The organism is Microscilla marina ATCC 23134, assembly GCF_000169175.1.
GTDB lineage: Bacteria > Bacteroidota > Bacteroidia > Cytophagales > Microscillaceae > Microscilla > Microscilla marina.
Genome location: NZ_AAWS01000036.1, coordinates 38396 through 59272 on the forward strand (window position 1 = coordinate 38396; position 20877 = coordinate 59272).

A 20877-nucleotide genomic window follows, 5' to 3' on the forward strand; every position below is an offset into this window, starting at 1 on the left:
GAAGCAAGTTCGGGATGGCTCACTTCCATGTTTTTGCAAAAAAACAAATACTCAATCTTGAATTTGCTACGATGGACACAAGTCTGGAGACTTGCGCCAGCGTGTGTGTTAAAGCTACTGACTACCGTCTCCCAACTCTTGACTTGAACGTTGCTCAGGTCACCCTTCGGTAAGACCTTCGCGGGAGGTGTTATAATTGATGGTTCGTCAGGCGCCCCTGGCGCAAGCTTCCTTCGCTCGTGCTTATAATTGCGGAAGCATCTTGCCCCGAAGCAAGTTCGGGATGGCTCACTTCCATGTTTTTGCAAAAAACAAATACTCAATCTTGAATTTGCTACGATGGACACAAGTCTGGAGACTTGCGCCAGCGTGTGCTAAAAAATCCTGGAAGGTTTTCGCAGTCAATTCAACAAAAAAACTACCTCTCCCGTGTTGGTCTTCAGGCTTTAGCCCGACCAACCACTGCCAACTCAAGGGCTTGTAAATGAGTTTTTACTAACCCCTCATTTGATGGACAAGTGATTTTTCCAACTCTTGACTTTAATATTGCTCAGGTCACCCTTCGGTAAGACCTTCGCGGGAGGTGTTATAATGTTGTGATGGTTCGTCAGGCGCCCCTGGCGCAAGCTTCCTTCGCTTGTGCTTATAATTGCGAAAGCATCTTGCCCCGAAGCAAGTTCGGGATGGCTCACTTCCATGTTTTTGCAAAAAACAAATACTCAATCTTGAATTTGCTACGATGGACACAAGTCTGGAGACTTGCGCCAGCATGTGCTAAAAAATCCTGGAAGGTTTTCGCAGTCAATTCAACAAAAAAACTACCTCTCCCGTGTTGGTCTTCAGGCTTTAGCCCGACCAACCACTGCCAACTCAAGGGCTTGTAAATGAGTTTTTACTAACCCCTCATTTGATGGACAAGTGATTTTTCCAACTCTTGACTTTAATATTGCTCAGGTCACCCTTCGGTAAGACCTTCGCGGGAGGTGTTATAATGTTGTGATGGTTCGTCAGGCGCCCCTGGCGCAAGCTTCCTTCGCTCGTGCTTATAATTGCGAAAGCATCTTGCCCCGAAGCAAGTTCGGGATGGCTCACTTCCATGTTTTTGCAAAAAACAAATACTCAATCTTGAATTTGCTACGATGGACACAAGTCTGGAGACTTGCGCCAGCATGTGCTAAAAAATCCTGGAAGGTTTTCGCAGTCAATTCAACAAAAAAACTACCTCTCCCGTGTTGGTCTTCAGGCTTTAGCCCGACCAACCACTGCCAACTCAAGGGCTTGTAAATGAGTTTTTACTAACCCCTCATTTGATGGACAAGTGATTTTTCCAACTCTTGACTTTAATATTGCTCAGGTCACCCTTCGGTAAGACCTTCGCGGGAGGTGTTATAATGTTGTGATGGTTCGTCAGGCGCCCCTGGCGCAAGCTTCCTTCGCTTGTGCTTATAATTGCGGAAGCATCTTGTTTCCATGTTTTTGCAAAAACAAATACTCAATCTTGAATTTGCTACGATGGACACAAGTCTGGAGACTTGCGCCAGCGTGTGTGTTAAAGCTACTGACTACCGTCTCCCAACTCTTGACTTTAACGTTGCTCAGGTCACCCTTCGGTAAGACCTTCGCGGGAGGTGTTATAATGTTGTGATGGTTCGTCAGGCGCCCCTGGCGCAAGCTTCCTTCGCTTGTGCTTATAATTGCGAAAGCATCTTGCCCCGAAGCAAGTTCGGGATGGCTCACTTCCATGTTTTTGCAAAAAACAAATACTCAATCTTGAATTTGCTACGATGGACACAAGTCTGGAGACTTGCGCCAGCGTGTGATGGTTCGTCAGGCGCCCCTGGCGCAAGCTTCCTTCGCTTATGCTTATAATTGCGGAAGCATCTTGTTTCCATGTTTTTGCAAAAAACAAATACTCAATCTTGAATTTGCTACGATGGACACAAGTCTGGAGACTTGCGCCAGCGTGTGGAGACTTGCGCCAGCGTGTGCAAAGCGAAAACTGCCAACTACTGTCTCCCAACTCTTGACTTTAATGTCGCCCTGCGGTAAGACCTTCGCGAGGTAAAGAGGATAGTTGTTTTTTAAACAAGCTTTTACTTTTCTGATTCGTGCCCATGCACCTCTTCCCTCAAAACCTTTATTTTCCAAAACTTACCGCTTATGAACCTAAACCCACGTTTGGTGAAGTTGCCCCAAGTTTTGCTGCCCAACTTTGTTATGTTTGAGCTTCATTCACACACTCAGGGCATTCCTGTTGATTTAAAAATAAGAATGCTTTTAAAGTTATGAGACGCAACCAAAACAGTTCTTTACTCCTGTGAAGGTATGTAAGGAAATATCAGGTACAGCTTGCCATAATTTTATAAGAAAAGCCCTGCTTAACAAACCATTACAAAACATCACTTATGAGAAATTTTAAAATTACCTTATTGGTTCTATGCCTTGTTGGAAGTTACGCCACGCAAGCACAAAACCCTTACTGGGCTTTGTATCCGTTGAAAAAGTTTACACTGTCTACCAACTCCATGACCATCTTGCCCGGTACCGCTGTTACCTGTGCCACAGCAAACACCAAAGGCTTGTTTGATGCCAACGGCAACCCGGTATTTTATGTATTGCACAACCGCATCTACAACAAAACAGGAGGCGTTGCCTTTACCATTCCTGGACCGTCTTATTGTGTGAGGGGTTTCCATATTGTACCAGTGCCCGGAGGCAGTTGTGGCGAGTATTATGTGGTGTATGTCAAAGTAACGGAACTGGGAGCTTTTCCTAATGGAGGTGCTTCTTATGATGGTTACGAAATAGGAGCGATTAGAGTAACAGTAGATGCCAATCAAAATATTACAGTGTCTAACTCAATATCAAAGGTTACCTATGCAGATTTTCCTCTTGTAATTAGTACCAACATAGAAACCGCCCTCTCGAAAGAAAGCAACAGTGAGCGAACCTTATATGCGACCATTAGAAGAAGCGCCAGCCCAAACTTTAATACCGACCAACTTGTGAAAGTGAGGCTCAACAACAGCGGGTTAACCAAAAACGGAAGCTTGATGTCTACCAAAGACCCCGCAAACAAAATTATCAATACACGTACGCTAGAGCTTTCGCCCAATCAGGCGTCGCTTGCCTGGATATATTGGGTTGGTGGAGTAGGGGCTCGTATAGCTGTAATGAACGTGGCTACAGGTGCTATAAGCGATATCCAGGTCTCTAATATTGACCATAACAGTGAACTAGAGTTTGGTGCCAACAGCAATGACCTTTATGTAACGACTTCTCAGGGCATTGTGCGAACTTCTTTGTCCAATCCTCAATCCAGTACATTTGTAACAGGCACCAGTAGTATTCATCATACAGGTAACATTGAGTTGGGACTCAATGGTAAACTATACGCTACTGCTACCAATGATATTCTTTATACCATTACTGGTACTTCTGCCACTCCAGGCAACTACTACGGATCACTCATTTTGCCAGAACAAGTAGACGGCGAAACGATTGTGTACCAAGCACCTAGCCCATTGACTATATATTTGATGATGATGGTCAATGGCAATACGCAAGCAACTGTAACGGGTGGAAGTGGCAACTATACTTATACTTGGTACGATAGCTTTGGGGGAGTGGTAGCCACTGGAATATCTGTAAAACTTTGTCGCAGAGGGCAGCACACTTTAGTAGTAAGAGACAATGCCTCAGGATGTAGTACAAGCCATTCGTTTACCAATTACCCTTCGTTTGCCTGTCGTTCTACCAGCGCAGACATTACCATTGGTAAGGTAGGAGTATACCCTAACCCTGCTACTGATTATTTGAAAATACAAACCAATAGCAAAGAGCAAATAGTGCAATTGCAAGTGGTAAACCTCAAAGGGCAGGTAATGGTACAGGAAGAAGGCAATCAAACTGCCACTCAACGTTTATCAGTCAATGGTTTGAAAAAAGGTTTATACATTCTGAACGTGGTGACAGAGAAGTCTTCGAGTCAAACCAAATTTTTTGTAAAGTAATGAAGCACGCATAGTGTTGATTTTCAGTTGATAAAGGGTGGTGTAAAAGACGTTTACACTACCTTTTTTTACGTTTTATTCTCAGGCTGGGCATTTTTTGTTACAAATGCACCAAAACAAAAAGCCATCTCAAAATTTGAGATGGCTTTTGTGCTTCTAACTAACAAGTTTATAGCCTCTTGAAAATGAGTGTACTATGAATTTGTTAGCTACCTATGGAATAGGGCGTACCTAGTGCACTGGGGATTAAATAAATGCGCTATTTATTCGAGGGTATTTTGTTTGCTGACGCACTTCAAAAAGTGCGCAGAGTTAGTTTACAATTCCGATGTATATCGGAACCAAAGCTACGCAAACTTTTTTAAGTAAAGTCAGCGGGCTAAAGACTCCGAATAATGTAGTAGGAATTTAGTTCCCAGTGCACTAGAACCTTGTCGGGGCTATGTATAACAGGTAATATAGGCTAATCATTTACCAACTTATGTGTATATTTGGCTTGGACAATGTTGGGGTGATCTGTGCAAAACAATGTTTACTTTGAGTCTCCTGACAGTTGCCGTCATACTAAGAAAATAACGATGTTGGATGTGTAATAGAGTGTACACAAGCCCTTAAATCCACAAAACAATGAAATACTTTTTATCAATAATTATATTATCAGGAATGATGGGTTGTGCCCCACGGCTACATTCCAGTTGGACAAAACCCAATTATCAGGCCACCCGCTTTGCCAAAATTGTAGTCATAGGAGTGAGTCAGGATTTAACCGCCCGCAATGCGTTCGAAAAGAAAGCCGTACAACTTTTGAAAGAAAAAGGAATCAACGCAGTGCCAGGGGTAGAGGTGTTTCCTCCTGACCAAAAAGTTAACCGAAAAGACACTTCAAAAATAAGGCAAATACTTCAAGACCATCAGCTAGACGGGGTCATTACTATGAGTTTGCTCAAGAGTGAACAGTCTAAAAAGTATGTATCAGGAGATCCTGCCAATGTAGCCGATGCTTATGGAAATTTTAAAGGATATTACTATCAAACTTACCAACAAGTGTCAAAAACAGGGTATTACCTCAACGAGAAATCTTATTTGATTGAAGCGGCATTGTACGATCTCAAGCAGCGTCCTGTTCAGGGAAAAAGCAGCATTGTATGGTCGGGTCAATCTACATTGATCAACCCTTCGTGCGTTCAAACTGCGGCGGCTGAATTTACAAAAAAAATGGTGTCTTCACTTCTCAAAACTCCTGTTGTGTTGCCCAACAATGATTAGGGGGCAATGCTTTTTTACAAACGCCTTTAGTTTTAAACCTGCCAGGATTTTTTAGCGTCGTCATAGAATCCTGGCAGGTTTTCGAATAAATAAAAAAAGTATTTAAAAAACTTCTCTTTCTACACAACTTATTGCTTTTACACTCCGTTCTAAGTGCGCATTGTAAAGGTAGTAAAGTGGTTGATTTATTTGTGTATTGCAACTAAATGTTTTCAAACTGAAATGTAAAGTTTCTCAAAAAACAATGCGTTTTAGAGAGTATTTCCTTTTTATCGTCTTATTTTCCTCCCCAAACCTCCAAAAAGGCACTACAAAAAGTACTTTTTAGTGACCATCGTTCATTTTTTTTACAGGCTGTCCATTTACCCCTTTGTTTACTTCAAAATTGCCCTGAGTACCCCGTACGCCCCTACCTGTTTACTTTTAACATGTCTTCAAAAATGCCAAATTAATTGAATGTATACCATTTGTAGGGGTATAAATATTTGAATTACATATTCTTTTACCGAATATTGTTCTGAATTAAGATGATAAGCTTATACTATCTTAGGTATTTCACGATACCATTTACTCAAACCACTAAACTACCTTAAAAATGCTGAGAACAAGTTTTGCATGTTGGCGCATACGCTACTTGCATGCAGCACGAGGGAGTACTACAGCTTTGGCTGTGCTCGCCTTCCTGCTCGCTACACTGCTTTGTCATATTGAGGCTAAAGCACATCGGGTGATAACAGACACCCTGCAAACCCAACGGACAAAAGCCCAAAAAAGATACACTTTGGGGCAAACCCGTAGTTTTACACAATTACAAAACATTTCACTTCCTGCCCATGCTTTTTCAACAACCAATGACCCCATGGGGCAGTTGTGGCAAAAGCGTGTGGCTCAGACCAAAACTCCTCCCAACGTCAAGGAGTGGATTCAGAAAGCCCACGATTTATTAGAGAAAGTCGATCGCGAAAACCGTTTCGTGTCTTTCTTAAAGCCGCAAACCCTGGTCGAGCTTCCGGTGGGCATTAAGCGCACCATTGGCAACGTAGCGTATGTGGTGGTGATAGACAGTGTGATATTGACCCCTACCGGAGCTACTTTGGTGGCGTACATGTCACTAGAGCTACCCGATACCCAACCCACCGACCAACAAGCCCAGCTAAAGCCAGGCGAAGAAGGTAAAAAACCTGGTGCGGGTAAACGTAGGTTGGCTTTTCGTGGCAGCAACATCCACATTAGCAGTACAGGCGGTATCTCTAACGGGCGGTTGAGTTTGCTCGAAGATTTTCCGATGGACATTGGCAATAGTTTGCTTACCTTGAAAGGCGGCGATAACGAAACTTTTGTATCGTTTGACTGCAACGGTTTTAAGCAATTGGGCTTGTCGGCATCGTTGGATTTTTCACGTGATTGGTTGATACCAGAAAACCCGGATGGCTCACGCAGCACCGATCCCAACCAACGCGTAAAGGGACACTTTAAAGCAGACATTAAAAGCTGGAACGATTTATTGGCAAAAGTAAGTTTTGACCAAACTTTTCAGGTAAAATCGCTGAATGGTTTTGGGTTTAGAGTAACCAACGCCATTTTTGATTTTAGTGACCTCCGCAACTCGCCCGATTTTCGTTTGCCTGAAGGTTTCCCTACCGGTAATCCTGGCGACCCTAGTGGAGGACCCATTGGCACTCCTGGCGACCCTGGTTTACCTACCAACCCTGGCAGCGAGCTTGCCTTGACCTCTATCACGGGGAACCAAGTAGAGCTTTGGCGAGGTGTTTTTATATCAGAAGTAACCGTATTTTTACCACCCCAGTTTAACAAAGGCACTGCTCAGGCGCGTACTTCTTTTTCTGGAAAGGATGTATTGCTGGACAAAACCGGATTTAGCGGGACTTTTATTGCCCAAAACTTGATTGCAGGCGACGAAGGCAAAATGGGAAAATGGTTCTTTTCGGTAGACTATTTCGAAATGTCGTTTTTGTCGAACGAGGTAAAATATGCGCGTTTCAACGGAGGCATCAAACTACCCATTGCCGAAGGCTTTGTGTCTTATGATGGTATGATTGACCCGATCAAGGACGAATACTTGTTTCACGCTAACTACAGCAAACCAGTAAATGTACCTTTGTGGCTTGCCACCATGACTTTTGACCCTTCGTCGGTGTTAGAGGTATCGGTCAAAGACAACCAGTTTGTGGCAAAAGCTACTTTGAACGGTAAGCTGACCATTGGTAAGAAAAAGGCAGATAATCCAAGTACACCGGGTACCCCTGGTAAGCCAGGTACGCCTAGTAGCCCAGGGTTGCCCGAGCCAGTAAACAAAACCACCATAGCAAGCAAAGAAAAGGTAGACAAAGACAGCAAGTTTGTGTATGTTCCCGATATGCGCTTCGAACAATTGGTGATTCAAACCCAAAAGCCTTACATAGATTTAGGTAAATTTTCGGCGGGCTCAGAGGTAGACCAAACCCAATTGGGCAAGTATCCCTTGGAAATTCAGGAAATACGCACAGTACGCAAGATTGATAATTCGGGCAAAGAGTTGTTCGGGATCAAGTTTAAGGCTGGAGTAAACCTGGTAGGAGGGAGCAAAAGTGGTAAATCTAAAAGTTTAAGTTTCAAAGGCGAAGGTGGTTTTACTATCTGGGGCGCTTTGGAAGAAGGCAACATCAGTCAGAAGTTTGTATACAGCGACATTGAGGTAGACAAAGTACTGGTAGACGTAGATGCAGGTGCTTTTAAACTGATGGGAAGCGTAGAGTTTTTTAAAGAAGACTTTACCTTTGGCGATGGCTTTAAGGGAATGATGGATGTACGCTTTGGTCCTGAGAATATGGGCGTAGAGCTACAGGCAACTGTCATGTTTGGCAATGTAAATAGCATGCGTTATTGGTATGCCGACGCCATGGCTACCTTGCCTACTGGTATTCCTATCACCCCTGAGGGTAGCATTAAGTTTTATGGTTTTGGTGGTGGTGCTTATTACAAAATGGCTCCTGCCGGATTCAGCGAAAACGTATCAAATGCTGCACTGGGCTACACTCCTTCGGGCGTTACCTACTTGCCCAACAAAGACGCCTTCCTTGGCTTAAAAGCCTCCGTTGTTTTGGGAGGTCCTACCCTGGAAACCTACAAGATAAAAGCTACTTTTGAGATGACCCTCAACAATTCGGGCGGTCTGAAATATGTAGGCTTTCGAGGACGCGCTACTTTCTTAAACGTAAAGTTGCCTGTGCCTATAGCCCAACTGAGAGATCAGGTAAAACGCCTTGCCGACGTAGCTTCTAAAATGAAAGCGCCTAACGGCTTAATTGGCGATCAAATCAACAAATTAATTCCTGAAGCATCGAGTGGCAACCTCAATACGGGAGCGGGTGAAAACGGTGCCATTACTGCCGATGCTGCCATAGACTTCGACGTAGACAATAAAACCCTGCATGGCAACCTCAACGTGAACATCAACGTAGCAGGTGGTGTGCTCGACGGCGGCGGACAAGCCGTGTTCCACGTAGAGCCAGGCAAATGGTATGTACACATAGGTACTCCCGAAAACCGCATCAAATTGCGTTTGTTAGGGCTTGCCGAAACTGGGGCATATTTTATGACGGGTAACAGTATTCCCGAAATGCCCACTCCTCCTCGTCACATTCTTGACGTACTCAAAGAACGTTACCCCGAATCAAGAGAAGAAATGTCGTTGCTGCAAGGCGGCGGTGTAGTGTTTGGTGCCAATATGGGCGTCAATACGGGTGACCTTTCCTTTTTGGTATTTTATGGCAAATTTGAAGGCGATGCAGGTTTTGACGTAATGCTGAAAAAATACGGCGATAATGTACGCTGTAAAGGACGCCAGGGCACAGTGGGTATCAATGGCTGGTATGCTCAAGGGCAAGCTTATGCCGGACTCAACTGTGAGATAGGCATTAAAGTAAACTTGTTTGGTTCTGAAAAACGTTACCAAATACTGAAAATGGGCGCAGGAGCTCTATTACAAGCCAAACTACCCAACCCTGCCTGGATGAAGGGTACCGTAGGTGGCTACTTTAGTATTTTGGGAGGTTTGGTCAAGGGCAATTGCCGTTTTGAGGTAACCCTGGGGCAACCTTGCGAACTGGTAGGCGGATCGGTACTCAGCGGGGTGAACGTAGTGTCTGAACTCACGCCACGCAACCAAACCCAACAAGTAGATGTATTTACCTCGCCTCAGGCGGTGTTTAACCTCCCGGTTGACAAGCCTTTTGAAATGGTAGACATCGATGAAATCAAGAAAACTTATCGAATTAAATTACAGCATTTTAAACTGACTGTAGACAACCAGGAAGTAGCCGGAAAGCTGCAATGGAACGACGACCACACGGTGTTGGCGTTGATTCCTGAAGAAGTGCTTGCCCCACAAAAAGCGGGTAAAGTAACGGTGAAAGTTGTTTTTGAAGAAAAAGTAAACAATACCTGGAAACCAGTAAAAGATGTAAGCGAAGAAGTAACCAGCGACTTTGTGTCGGGCGATGCACCTACTTATGTGCCGCTTGCCAATGTAGCCTATGCTTACCCTGTAGTGAGCCAACGCAACTACTTTATTAGCCAAAGCCGCCAAGGCTATATCCAGTTGGCACAAGGGCAAGCTTATTTGTTTAAGCCCGACGCCGATCAATGGGAAAAACAAGTAGTACGGATTCGTCAGGCGGGCGCCCAAAAACCCGTAGATGTACCGCTTACTTACAACGCTTCGGCTAAAAAAGTAGCCTTTACGATGCCCGAAAAGCTAGACCCTGCCAAAGTATACCAGGTAGACTTGGTAAACATACCTAAAGCAGGCAAAGCTATAGATGCTAACGTAACCAAGCAAAGCCGCAAGTTGGAAGGCGACGAAAATGTGACCATCAATACCGGAAGCATTGACGAAGTACTCACCAACAGCAAAGAAACCTCTATACTAGGACCCCTAGGCTATCATTTTCGCACGAGCGAGTATGCCACCTTTGCCAAAAAAATGGCAAGGCTCAATACCCGTTCCAAGTGGAAAGAGTTTGTTTCTCCGCAGGTAGACCGCCTTGGTTTAACAGTAGCAACAAGTGAGATATTTGACAAGGCTGACTTGTTGGGTACGGCTGCCGCCAAACCTTTGGTGCAATTAGAAGCCCGCCTGACCGACAGCCGTTGGTATCGTCGTGATATTTATCCATTGGTATACAAAAACTACCCTTATAACCACCACTTAAGCATTGGCTGGCGCAACACTGCCACCATAGGCACGCCTCCTGTATATGGCACCGAGCTGCTGCAGGATATCAGCCACCAAATGCTGGAAGCGGGAGAGATTAAGAGTGGGCAGGCAATGAATATGCCTTCAAACGCTGCTTTTGTGTACAATATTCCTTATTACGCCGAGCGCGATTTGAGGGATTTGCAAAACCAAGCCGCTCATCGCCTTACTCAAGGGTTGTCTCTTACCAACGAGGAGAAGTCGTTAATGCAAGGTCAGTTTAGCCGCATACCTTATGGCAAATACGATGTGACTGTAAAGTACATCTTGCCGGGTACTACCGAGCCAATATCGACCAAAACAATGACGATTTATAACCCGGTGAGGTAAGCTGGTAGATAAATTAATTGTTGAATTGTTCAATGGTTTTATGGTTCGCAAAGCGAGGCTTTTTTAATTAAGAATATACGAAGTGTTATTAATGATTGATATACAAGTGTTTATGAATAAATCAAGGAGTAGGGGCTACCCTTGTGGTCGCCCTAGCCAAGAGCTTTGTATAGTCCTAATTCTTAATTAAGATTTTCTTCGCTTTGCGCAACCATTTTAACCATAAAACAATCAAGCGAAGAGCTTGAATACCGATGTATATCGGTACGACAACAATTGAACATACTAGCTTAAAAATTAGAATCTTATTTGACATTTACATATTACACAATGAGCTACCTATTCGTAATTGATAATTCGCAATTAGGAGTGCCTGGGGTTTTAAAGCACTGATTTTCAGTTACCTAAAAGACTGCATCCATTCGTAATTGATAATTCGCAATTAGGAGTGTCTGGGGTTTTAAAGCACTGATTTTCAGTTACCTAAAAGACTTCATCTATTCGTAATTGATAATTCGCAATTAGGAGTGTCTGGGGTTTTAAAGCACTGATTTTCAGTTGCCTAAAAGACTTCATTCATTCGTAATTGATAATTCGCAATTAGGAGTGTCCGGGGTTTTAAAGCACTGATTTTCAGTTACCTAAAAGACTTCATTCATTCGTAATTCGTAATTGATAATTCGTAATTACTTAGATAGCTCATACCTTGAAGCCCATTATGATATTGCATCAAAAATACCTGCGCCTGTTGTGGTTGTTGCTGGTATGGATCGGCATTAGCCAATTTGGTTATGCCCAGTCTACCCAAGAAGACGCCAAACCTGCCGTGGGACTGATCACCCGCGCTTACCCCGATTCTATTGCTTTGCGGTGGGCGCCCAACAATGCCGTTGCCTGGAAGTATACCACAAAATATGGCTACACGCTGCAAAAGTTTTTGGTATGGAAAGACGGCAAAGTGCTTGACAAGGCGATCAGATTGGATATACCCGTACAGACCTTCAAGCCGTTGCCTTTGGCTGCCTGGAAAAAACTGGTGGCTAACCCAACGATTGAAAAACAAGCGGCAATTGCTGCCCAGGCTTTGTATGGCAAAACTTTTAGCGCCGAAACCCAAACTGCCAAAGACCGCTTTACCAAAATAGCCAACACTGTAAGGGAGCAAAACATGCGTTTTACTTATGCATTGCTTGCCGCCGATCAGTCGTTTGTAGTGGCTAAAGCTATGGGCTTGGCCTGGGTAGACCGCAACATCCGCCCCAACGAAAAGTATTTGTACAAAGTAGTGCCCAAAGTGCCCAAGGCAAAATATGCTATAGAGGGAGGCTTTCGCTATACTGGTGCCAGCGACTACCAACCGCTGCCTGCTCCGGTAGACCTCAAGGCGTATTTTGGCAACCAAGCCGCAGTACTACGCTGGAACAGAAGCTACCACGAACACTTGTTTACAAGTTATTTTGTGGAGCGTTCGGCTGACGGCAAAAACTTTGAGTTGGCGAGCCCCTTGCCTGTAACCAATCCGGTACAAAACGACCCCCAACGCCCTAACAATCAAATGTTTTATAATGATTCGTTGCCCACCAATGGGCAAGTATACCATTATAGGGTGTATGGAGTAACGCCTTTCGGCGAAAAAAGCAAGCCGTCGAAAGTGGTATCGGGCAAAGGCAAAAGCCTGGAGACTTTGATGCCAGTAATGGATCAGCCTCAGGTAATGCCAGGGGGCAAAGTGCAGTTGCGCTGGAGTTTTCCAAAAAACAAAGAGATGCGTATCAAGGGTTTTTGGGTAGAGCGTGCCCGCAAAGCCGATGGCAGGTATCAAGCGATTCATCAAAGCATATTGGTGCCCAATGTACGCGCCTATGTAGACCTGGGCAACGGTGGTGCAAGTTATTACCGCATAAAAGTGGTAGACAAAGCCGCCAAAACCAGTCAAACGTTTCCTTACCTTGCCCAACAGCCCGACTCTATACCGCCTGTAAAGCCTACCCAACTCATGGGTAAGATTGACAGCAACGGAGTAGTAAGGTTGAGCTGGCAGGCAGTGCCCGACAAAGACGTGAAAGGTTACAAAGTGTTTAGAGCCAATTTTGCCAATGCCGAATATGCCTTGGTGAGCCGCCGCATTGTGAGCCAGACCTCTTTTGTCGACACGGTTTCGCTCAATACCCTTACTCCCACGGTGCACTACAAGGTAATGGCACTAGACCAATACCTGAACCAGTCTGACATGTCGGACGCCTACGTAGTATTGCGCCCCGACACTATTCCGCCCGTACAACCCGCCTTTCAGTTGGTCATGTCAACCGATACGGCAGTGGTGATTAAATGGATCAAGAGTAGTAGTCATGATGTGCGCAAACACGTGCTGTACCGGGCTAAAATAGGAACCAACGAATGGAAACAAATAGCCTTGTTTGAGAAAAACAAGCCCCAAAATAATGAAGAAAGCGCCAACGTCTATAGCGACTATACCGACAAGGACATAGAAGCCAATAAGGTGTATCAATACACTTTGGTGGCAGTAGACGCAGCAGGGCTGGAGTCGGCTCCGGCAAAACCTGTAGCGGGCAAGATCATTGACCGGGGACTCAAGCAACCCATTCGCAAGATCAACTATGAGGTAAACACCCAACAGCAGCACATTCGCCTAAAGTGGGAATACCCCCTCAAAAATGTCAGTAAGATTCTAATTTACCGAGCCAAAGAGTTTGAGCCTTTACAATTGTATTCTACGGTAGGTGGCAACACCCGCACATTTAAGGATACCAAAATACACCCTAATGTAAGCTACAGGTATTGCCTCAAGGCTGAATTTAAGGGTGGTGGACAATCTGTATTTAGTAAAGAAATAATAGTTAGTCAATAGTCGAGAGTCGGTAGTCAGTAGTTGGTAGACGGTAGTCCAAAGTTAGGAGACAATACTCCTGACTACCGACTCCTGACTAAAAGCTCCCGACTCCCAACTAAAAAACTAACCAAACCCAATACACAATGAAACGACGAATACATCTCAGATATCTACTCTTGATGTGGCTGCTGGTGGGAATAAGTGCAGTAGGGCAGGCACAGCAATATTACCTGAAGGTAAACTTTAATACCAGCACAGGTTGTGGGTACAGTCAAACCGACAAGTACTACCACGTAAAACGCAATGGAAACAGGATATATCCTGTGGCTTATCGCAATGGCTTTGCGGTGTATAACCAACAGCCCAATCAGATAAGAATATATTTTAAAGCAAGAAAGACCTTCTTGTTTATTCCAGTCAAACACATCTGGTATGACAATACCTGGGATATTAGCACTTGTCGCAACAGCACTTTTAGGGGGCGTTCAAACAATTGTAGTAGCTTCAAATACGACTTGATAGTAAATCTATTTAAAGAAGAAAAGCCCACTACCAGTAGAACCAATTATTGCGATGATACTTATGCGCGGGTAACCAACCGTACTTGCTATGGCAAATACTACAGCAGGTATACCTGGAAAATAATAGACCAAGACAATAAAGTGTACTACAAAGAAACCAGCCACAAATACTTAAACTTTCGCTTAAGCGATATTTACGGCAGCAACGTGATCAATAACAAGTACAACAAGAACATTCGGTTTCAGGTGTACCCCAAAGGTATGCCCCAGTTGTCGACGCTTGCCAGTAACCACATTCGCTTTTACCCCAAGGCTCCTGTGATTAGTACACCTCGGGTAAAAGGCACCACTTGTAGTGCCGACTTAGACGCAGCCATTAGCATTGCTTCTACCACGATGAATGGCAACAGCAACCGCTTTGAGTATACATTGGTGCGCTTGATAGAAGATGCCAATGGGAGTATACCTTATGGAGGCAAACGCTACCGCAAAAGTGTGAGCGACAAATATACCAAGCAGGGCAATGGCGGCAGAATAGACTTTACCCGCCTGGGCGGAGGGGCTTATTGGTTGCTCAATGTAAACAGTGCGGGAAGCTTAAGCGCTTGCCAACCTGCCACCAAAATCATACACATACCATTGGTGCCTGTGTTCAACATTGCTTCGGTGGCACCAGCCAACGAATATACTGCAGTAGACGGCCGCAAATACCAAATTGCCCGTCACGATGGGCAAGGCAACATCAGGGTAAAAGTGAGTGGCGGCAAAGCGCCTTATCGCTATTCGATCAACGGTGGGCGTACTTATTCGTCGGCAACAAACCAAGCCACCAGAGAGATAGCTGTACCCGCAGGTACTTACCACATTAAGGTGAAAACCGCCACTGGCTGTGAGAAAACCTGGACAAGAAGCGTGAAAATGACTCAACCCGATCCTTTGCAAAAAGCATTGCTGGCAAGCACCGATCCTTTGTGTACCGACAACGCCAACGGAAGCATTACTTTTGAATTCAAAGGAGGCATCACCCCTTATACGGTCAAATTGATGGGTGCCACCAACAAAACCGAGACTTTCAACACGGCAGGCAGTCACACTATTAGCGGACTATTGCCAGGCAAGTATACTTACCAGCTAAAAGACGCCCCGAATGCTTATTTGGCGGTAGCCAATGCTGCCAACTTGCTCAACCCTGCTGCCTTGCAAATTGCATTGGTAGACCAAAAAGACCTGCTATGTAATGGTGGCAACAACGGACGCCTTGAGGTGAAAGCATCGGGCGGCAAAGCGCCTTATATATATAAGTGGAGCGTCCCCAACGGTGAAAATACCAAAGCCGAAAACCTGACCGCAGGTAAGTATACAGTGATCATTACCGACCAAAACGGCTGTACTTTGAGCCAATCTTATACTTTGAGTGAGCCTACTCCTTTGCAGGTGACTCAGGTAATAGGTGGGTCTAAAGATCCTACTTGCTACAATGGCAATGATGGGCAATTGATGGCACAAGCATCGGGTGGTGCGGGCAACTATACCTATATCTGGGCGGGTGCTACGGGCAAACCCCAGCAAGGGGCAATGGTGTCGGGCTTAACGGCGGGTACTTATACCCTTAAGGTAATAGATGGCAATCAATGCGAAGTAACCACTACTTATACCTTAGACAATCCACGTGAACTTAAATCTGACCTGGGCGAAGATGTGACCATCTGTAAAGGGCAATCGGTTACCCTGGATGCGGGTAACCCTGGGGCAAAATACCATTGGGCATCGGCAGACGGTAGTTTTGTGTCGCATACTCAAAAAGTAACTTTGGCTAAAGCCGGAGAATACACCTTGACTATTACTAACCAAAAGGGGCAATGTGCCCATACTGAGCGTTTGGTAGTGACCGAATCGGACAATTTGTTAGAAGCTGATTTTTTGATGGACGAAGAGGTAGCCGTAAACACCAGTGTATCGGCAATTGAGGCGTCTATTATTCAAGCCGTGGGGCAAGACCTGCCCGACCGTTTGAAGTGGGAAGTGGTACCCAACGATAAGGGCAACCAACCTACCATGCAAAAAGACGAAAGCCACTACGAACAAGTGTTTACCTTTCCGGCAACGGGTACTTATACCATTAGGCTCTACGCCTGGTTGGGTGGTTGTTACTCGGTGGTAGAGAAAACCATTACCGTAAAGGATTACCAAAAACCCGAAGAGCAATTGGCAGGAGGAGGCAACTCTGAGGAGAGCAACATCAAGGTATACAAGCTGTTTCCGAATCCTAACAATGGCAAGTTTAGCTTTAATATTGAGTTGAAAAAGCCTACCGATATAAAAGCCAAAATATACGATGGCTACAATTGGCAAGAGGTAACCAAGCAAGAGGGCAAAGCCACCAAGAACCATACCTTTAGCTTCGACGCAGCGGGCAAGCTTTCGCAAGGGGTTCATTACCTCATTGTAGACACCCCGCAAGAGCGCAAAATGATTCGGTTTGTAGTTTTTTAAATTTTAGTCGGTAGTCGGTAGACGGGAGTTTTTTAATAGTCAAGAGTCCATAGTTTTTAGTCGGGAGTCGGTAGTCCGTAGTCAGGAGCTTTTAGTCAGGAGACCAGAGTCCGTAGTCGGTAGACAATAGTTTTTATCACTTTTGCGAAGATGATATTAGCTACTAACTCCCGACTACCGACTCTCAACTCTAAAATGATAGTTTTTATCACTTTTGCGAATATGATACTAATTATAGACTCCTGACTCCTAACTACCAACTATTGACTACTGACTCCCAACTACTGACTACTAACTCCCGACTACTGACTACCAACTCCCGACTATTGACTACTGACTCCCAACTCTGGACTAATAAAAAAAATAACAATGAAAAAGATCACATTACTATTTATATATCTACTGGCAGCAGGGTGGCAACAGTTGCACGCCCAAGCCAGAATCGTGACGGGGAACATAGCCATTACCCCGCCCTATAGTCCTTATATAGAAGACTATACCAGTGTAGGCGCCAACAAGATGCGGATAATGCTGCTGCTAAAAGATACTCGCCGCAAGCAGTACAACGCCAAAATACGCATCAGCATTACCGGAGCGCAGGCAAGCTTGCAAACCAGGCGTGCAATACCTGTTACGTTGCAGGGAGGGGTACCCTTGTATTTGAGCGGCAGCGATTTGTTGCCCATGCTTAAGTACAACAACTTGATTTTTAAAGGCATTGCGCCCCAGGATTACCTGCGACGCAAAAAGATGCCCGATGGCGAATACATCATTGGGGTAGAAGTGTTGGATGCCCGCCGCGAAAATCTGGTAGTATCTGACTTAGTACCTTTGCCTGTGTCGTTTCGCTTGAGTCCTCCGCCTGAGCCTTTTATCACGAGGTTAGAGTACAACAGTGTAACCAAAACCCGCAACTTGCTGAAAACCAACAGCCACAATGCGCCCATTCAGTTTGAGTGGACGCCTCGCCATGCGGGTTTTGCGGCGCAATACCACTTAAGAATTGCCAGAGTAAGCAAAGACATTACCGATGTGAATGTGGCGGTAAACTCAGGGCGAATCAACCCGATTGATGGTGGTTTTACGCAGGCAAACCTGATGGTACACACGGGCAATGCCCTGGGTTTGCAACCGGGCGAACGCTATGCGTTTTGGGTAGAGGCGAAAAATGTCGAAGGGCGCAACTTGTTTATGAACGATGGACGTAGCCGGGTGGTAGAGTTTATCTATGGCGAAAACTGTCAGCCTCCTGTCAACTTGCGCTTGAAAAACATTAGCCCCGAAAACATAGAGGTGGGTTTTGCCACCACTAGCCGGGCAGGCGAATATGTGATTCAGTACCGCAAGGTGGGTGCCGAGAAGTGGTACGAAAAGCGCACGTTTTTGACTACCCTGGAGGTAGACCAGCTACAAGCCGGTACCGAATACGAGTTTGCGGTGTTTTCGGCGTGTGGAGAGATCAAAAGTGAGCCTACCCAAACCCAAAAAATAACAACAGAAGCTTACGCAAAAAACCAAGTACAGTGTGGAGCCGCTCCGCCAGCTTATAATATGAACAACAAGAATCCTAAACCTGCTTTGGTGCAGGGCGATGTGATAAAAGTGGCTGATTTTGAGGTAAAATTGACTACAGTAACCGGAGGCAACGGACAGTTTTCGGGCGAAGGTTATGTAGTGGTCAGCACTTTTAACAATGCCCGCCTAAAGGTGGCTTTCAACAATATAACGGTAAACACCGATAATCGAATGATTGCGGGAAAAATGCCGATTACTAAACTAGATTATCACTTATTGAATGATTAGTCTTATAGTTGGGAGTCGGTAGTCCGTAGTTGGGAGTCGGTAGTCCGTAGTCGGGAGTCAGTAGCTTCCGATTCCCTACTACTAACTCTCGATTTCATAAACAGTTAATAATCAGTGATCTGTGAAATTGGCAACAGGCTTGCAAACCAGCCTAAAGCTAAAGGCTAAGGGCTAAAAGCTTAAGACTGTAGAAGCTACCAACTCCCAACTAAATAAAAATACTAACCCTCATGAACCCCAATGTATATAAAAGAAAATATAGCACTTATTTGAAACAAATGATGTGTTGTGGGTGGCTCGTAGTATGGTTTGCCATAGGAGGCAATTGCCACGTGTACGCCCAAAATACGCCCCAAAGCCTGAGCGATGTCAAGCGGATGTGGGACCAAAAAAAACCACGATTGGACGGCTCGGTAGACATTAGTCAGATATTTTATGGGGCATCGGGTACCGAGGCACTGCGCCAGCCCTATAGCTATTTGGTTTCTGGCGATTTTAGTTTCTCGATGTTCAACCTTGCCATCCCCGTGTCCTTTAGTTTTACCAATCAGAATGCCGATTTTCAGGGGGCATTGCCCTCGTTCGACCTCAACCAGTTTGGCATACGCCCCACCTACAAAAGTGTTACGCTGTATGCCGGGCACAACAGCATGTTTTTTTCGCCTTATACTATGAATGGACACATTTTTTTAGGGGCAGGCGTAGAGGTGCGCCCCAAAGGCAGGTGGAGCGTAAGTGCATTGTATGGGCGTTTTCAGAAAAGCGTGCAGCCCGATAGTTTGGGCAACGATGTACTGCCCGCCTATCGCCGGATGGGCTATGGTACCAAAGTGCGTTACCACTTCAAAAGACGCCAGCCCAAGTACAAAGAAATGCTCGAAATAGCGAGCAAGTATGATAAAAACGGCGACGAAATTGTACGCAAACCAGCCCCGCCAGTAGCCCCACCCAAGTCTACCTTCAACGAGGAAGAGGATTACCTGGAAATGATTTATTTTGGGGCGACCGACAACGCCAACTCTTTGCCTGCCCTGCCCGATTCGTTGGGCGTAAAGCCTGAAGAAAATGCAGTGTTGAGCGCAAGGTTGAACAAACGGATTGGTAAACATTGGTTGTTTGAATCTGAGGTAGCCTCAAGTGCCCTCACCCGCGACAAACGCATAGAAACCAAAGACCCCTCGGAAGATAATTTGTTTAGACTGACCGACCCTATTTTTACCCGACGTACGTCTACGGCTTATTATAATGCTTACAAAGCAAGCCTAAATTTTAATGCCCAATTGTTTACGGCAGGGGTAGGCTACGAGCGCATAGATCCAGGCTACCGTACCTTGGGCGCTTATTTCTTTAACAATGATTTGGAAAATATTACGGTCAATTTTTCTACCCGATTGTTTAAAAACAAACTAAGCATTACCACCAACCTGGGTACCCAACGCAACAACCTGGACGACGACCAACTCAATACTTTGCGTAGGGGAGTAGGCTCGGTCAATGTAAACTTTATGCCCCATCCTAAGCTCAACATCAACGCCGCTTATTCAGGTTTTCAGAGCTTTTCGCAAATAAGAACCCGGTTCGACCAACTCAATCAGCTTACCCCGCTCGACCGTTACCGCGATTCGCTCAAGTTTACCCAGATTTCGCAAAACGCCAGTCTGAACATTAACTATGAGTTGGCACGCAGCCGTACCAGTCAGCAATACCTCAATATCAATGGGTCTTACCAAATAGCCGACAACCAACAAAGTGTGGGCAATATTCAAACTGATATTTCGAGGTTTTACAACTCCAACGTGTCTTATTCTCTGAGCATTCGTCCGTTGGGTTTCAATGCGGTAGTGGCGTTTGACTTTAACCAAAACGTGGCGCAAAACCTGAGCAACCGCATACTGGGACCAACCCTGATGCTCAAAAAACTGCTGCTAGAGCAAAAGCTACAAAGTAGCCTTACGCTTTCGCAGAATAATTCGTATACCGATGGGCGCCTGAGCGACAGTATTTTTAATGTGCGCTGGAGCAATGGCTACAATGTAGCACGTCAACACATGCTTTCGCTCAATGCGATTTGGCTTACCCGTACGCGTTACGAACAAACGACTCAAGCGGCTCAAAAGGCCTCAGAGTTTACACTTACTTTTAAATATACATTTGTTCTTTAGTCAATAGTCCGTAGTCGGGAGCTTTTTAAAGCTGTTCGTTTTTAGTTGGGAGTCCATAGTCTGGAGTCGGTAGTTTTTTTAAAGCTGTTCGCTTTTAGTTGGGAGTCCATAGTCGGTAGTTTTTTAGTAGTCGTTAGATGATATTTTTATCACTTTTGCAAATATGATATTAACTGCTAAC

At 45.0% G+C, this 20877-nt stretch carries 9 protein-coding genes; 7 read left to right on the top strand and 2 right to left on the bottom strand.

The genetic code is table 11. The features are described 5' to 3' along the window. Positions 1-503: 503 nt before the first annotated feature. Positions 504-698 carry a BAR domain-containing protein gene (locus tag M23134_RS25900; protein WP_002701264.1) on the bottom strand — a complete coding sequence of 65 codons (195 nt, stop codon included), beginning with the start codon at positions 696-698 and terminating at the stop codon, positions 504-506. Between the two features lie 1165 nt (positions 699-1863). Further along, entirely contained in the window at positions 1864-2148 is a 285-nt protein-coding gene (locus M23134_RS41870) for a hypothetical protein (RefSeq protein ID WP_045114349.1), read from the bottom strand. 257 nt (positions 2149-2405) lie between these two features. On the opposite strand from M23134_RS41870, the gene M23134_RS25930 reads away from it, so the two are divergent. The 7 genes from M23134_RS25930 (at position 2406) to M23134_RS25960 (ending at position 20696) form a co-directional block, all read left to right on the top strand. Continuing rightward, positions 2406-4013 carry a T9SS type A sorting domain-containing protein gene (locus M23134_RS25930; RefSeq protein WP_045114350.1) on the top strand — a complete coding sequence of 536 codons (1608 nt, stop codon included), beginning with the start codon at positions 2406-2408 and terminating at the stop codon, positions 4011-4013. Between the two features lie 627 nt (positions 4014-4640). Further along, positions 4641-5279 (top strand): hypothetical protein, encoded by a 639-nt coding sequence (locus tag M23134_RS25935; RefSeq protein ID WP_002701271.1) that lies wholly within the window; start codon positions 4641-4643, stop codon positions 5277-5279. Between the two features lie 595 nt (positions 5280-5874). Then, positions 5875-10866: a hypothetical protein gene (locus tag M23134_RS25940; RefSeq protein WP_045114351.1), complete on the top strand. Its 4992-nt coding sequence runs from the start codon at positions 5875-5877 to the stop codon at positions 10864-10866. 718 nt (positions 10867-11584) lie between these two features. Further along, positions 11585-13735, top strand: coding sequence for a hypothetical protein (locus tag M23134_RS25945; protein ID WP_002701274.1), 2151 nt, complete (start codon positions 11585-11587; stop codon positions 13733-13735). A 125-nt stretch (positions 13736-13860) separates the two neighbouring features. After that, positions 13861-16731 carry a SprB repeat-containing protein gene (locus tag M23134_RS25950; RefSeq protein ID WP_082226697.1) on the top strand — a complete coding sequence of 957 codons (2871 nt, stop codon included), beginning with the start codon at positions 13861-13863 and terminating at the stop codon, positions 16729-16731. 369 nt (positions 16732-17100) lie between these two features. Then, the gene (locus tag M23134_RS25955) at positions 17101-18534 is read left to right on the top strand and encodes a fibronectin type III domain-containing protein (RefSeq protein WP_002701278.1); all 1434 of its coding nucleotides are present in this window, start codon (positions 17101-17103) and stop codon (positions 18532-18534) included. Between the two features lie 230 nt (positions 18535-18764). Continuing rightward, a complete protein-coding gene (locus M23134_RS25960; protein WP_002701280.1) occupies positions 18765-20696 on the top strand; it encodes a hypothetical protein in 1932 nt (643 codons plus the stop codon). Positions 20697-20877: the final 181 nt, after the last annotated feature.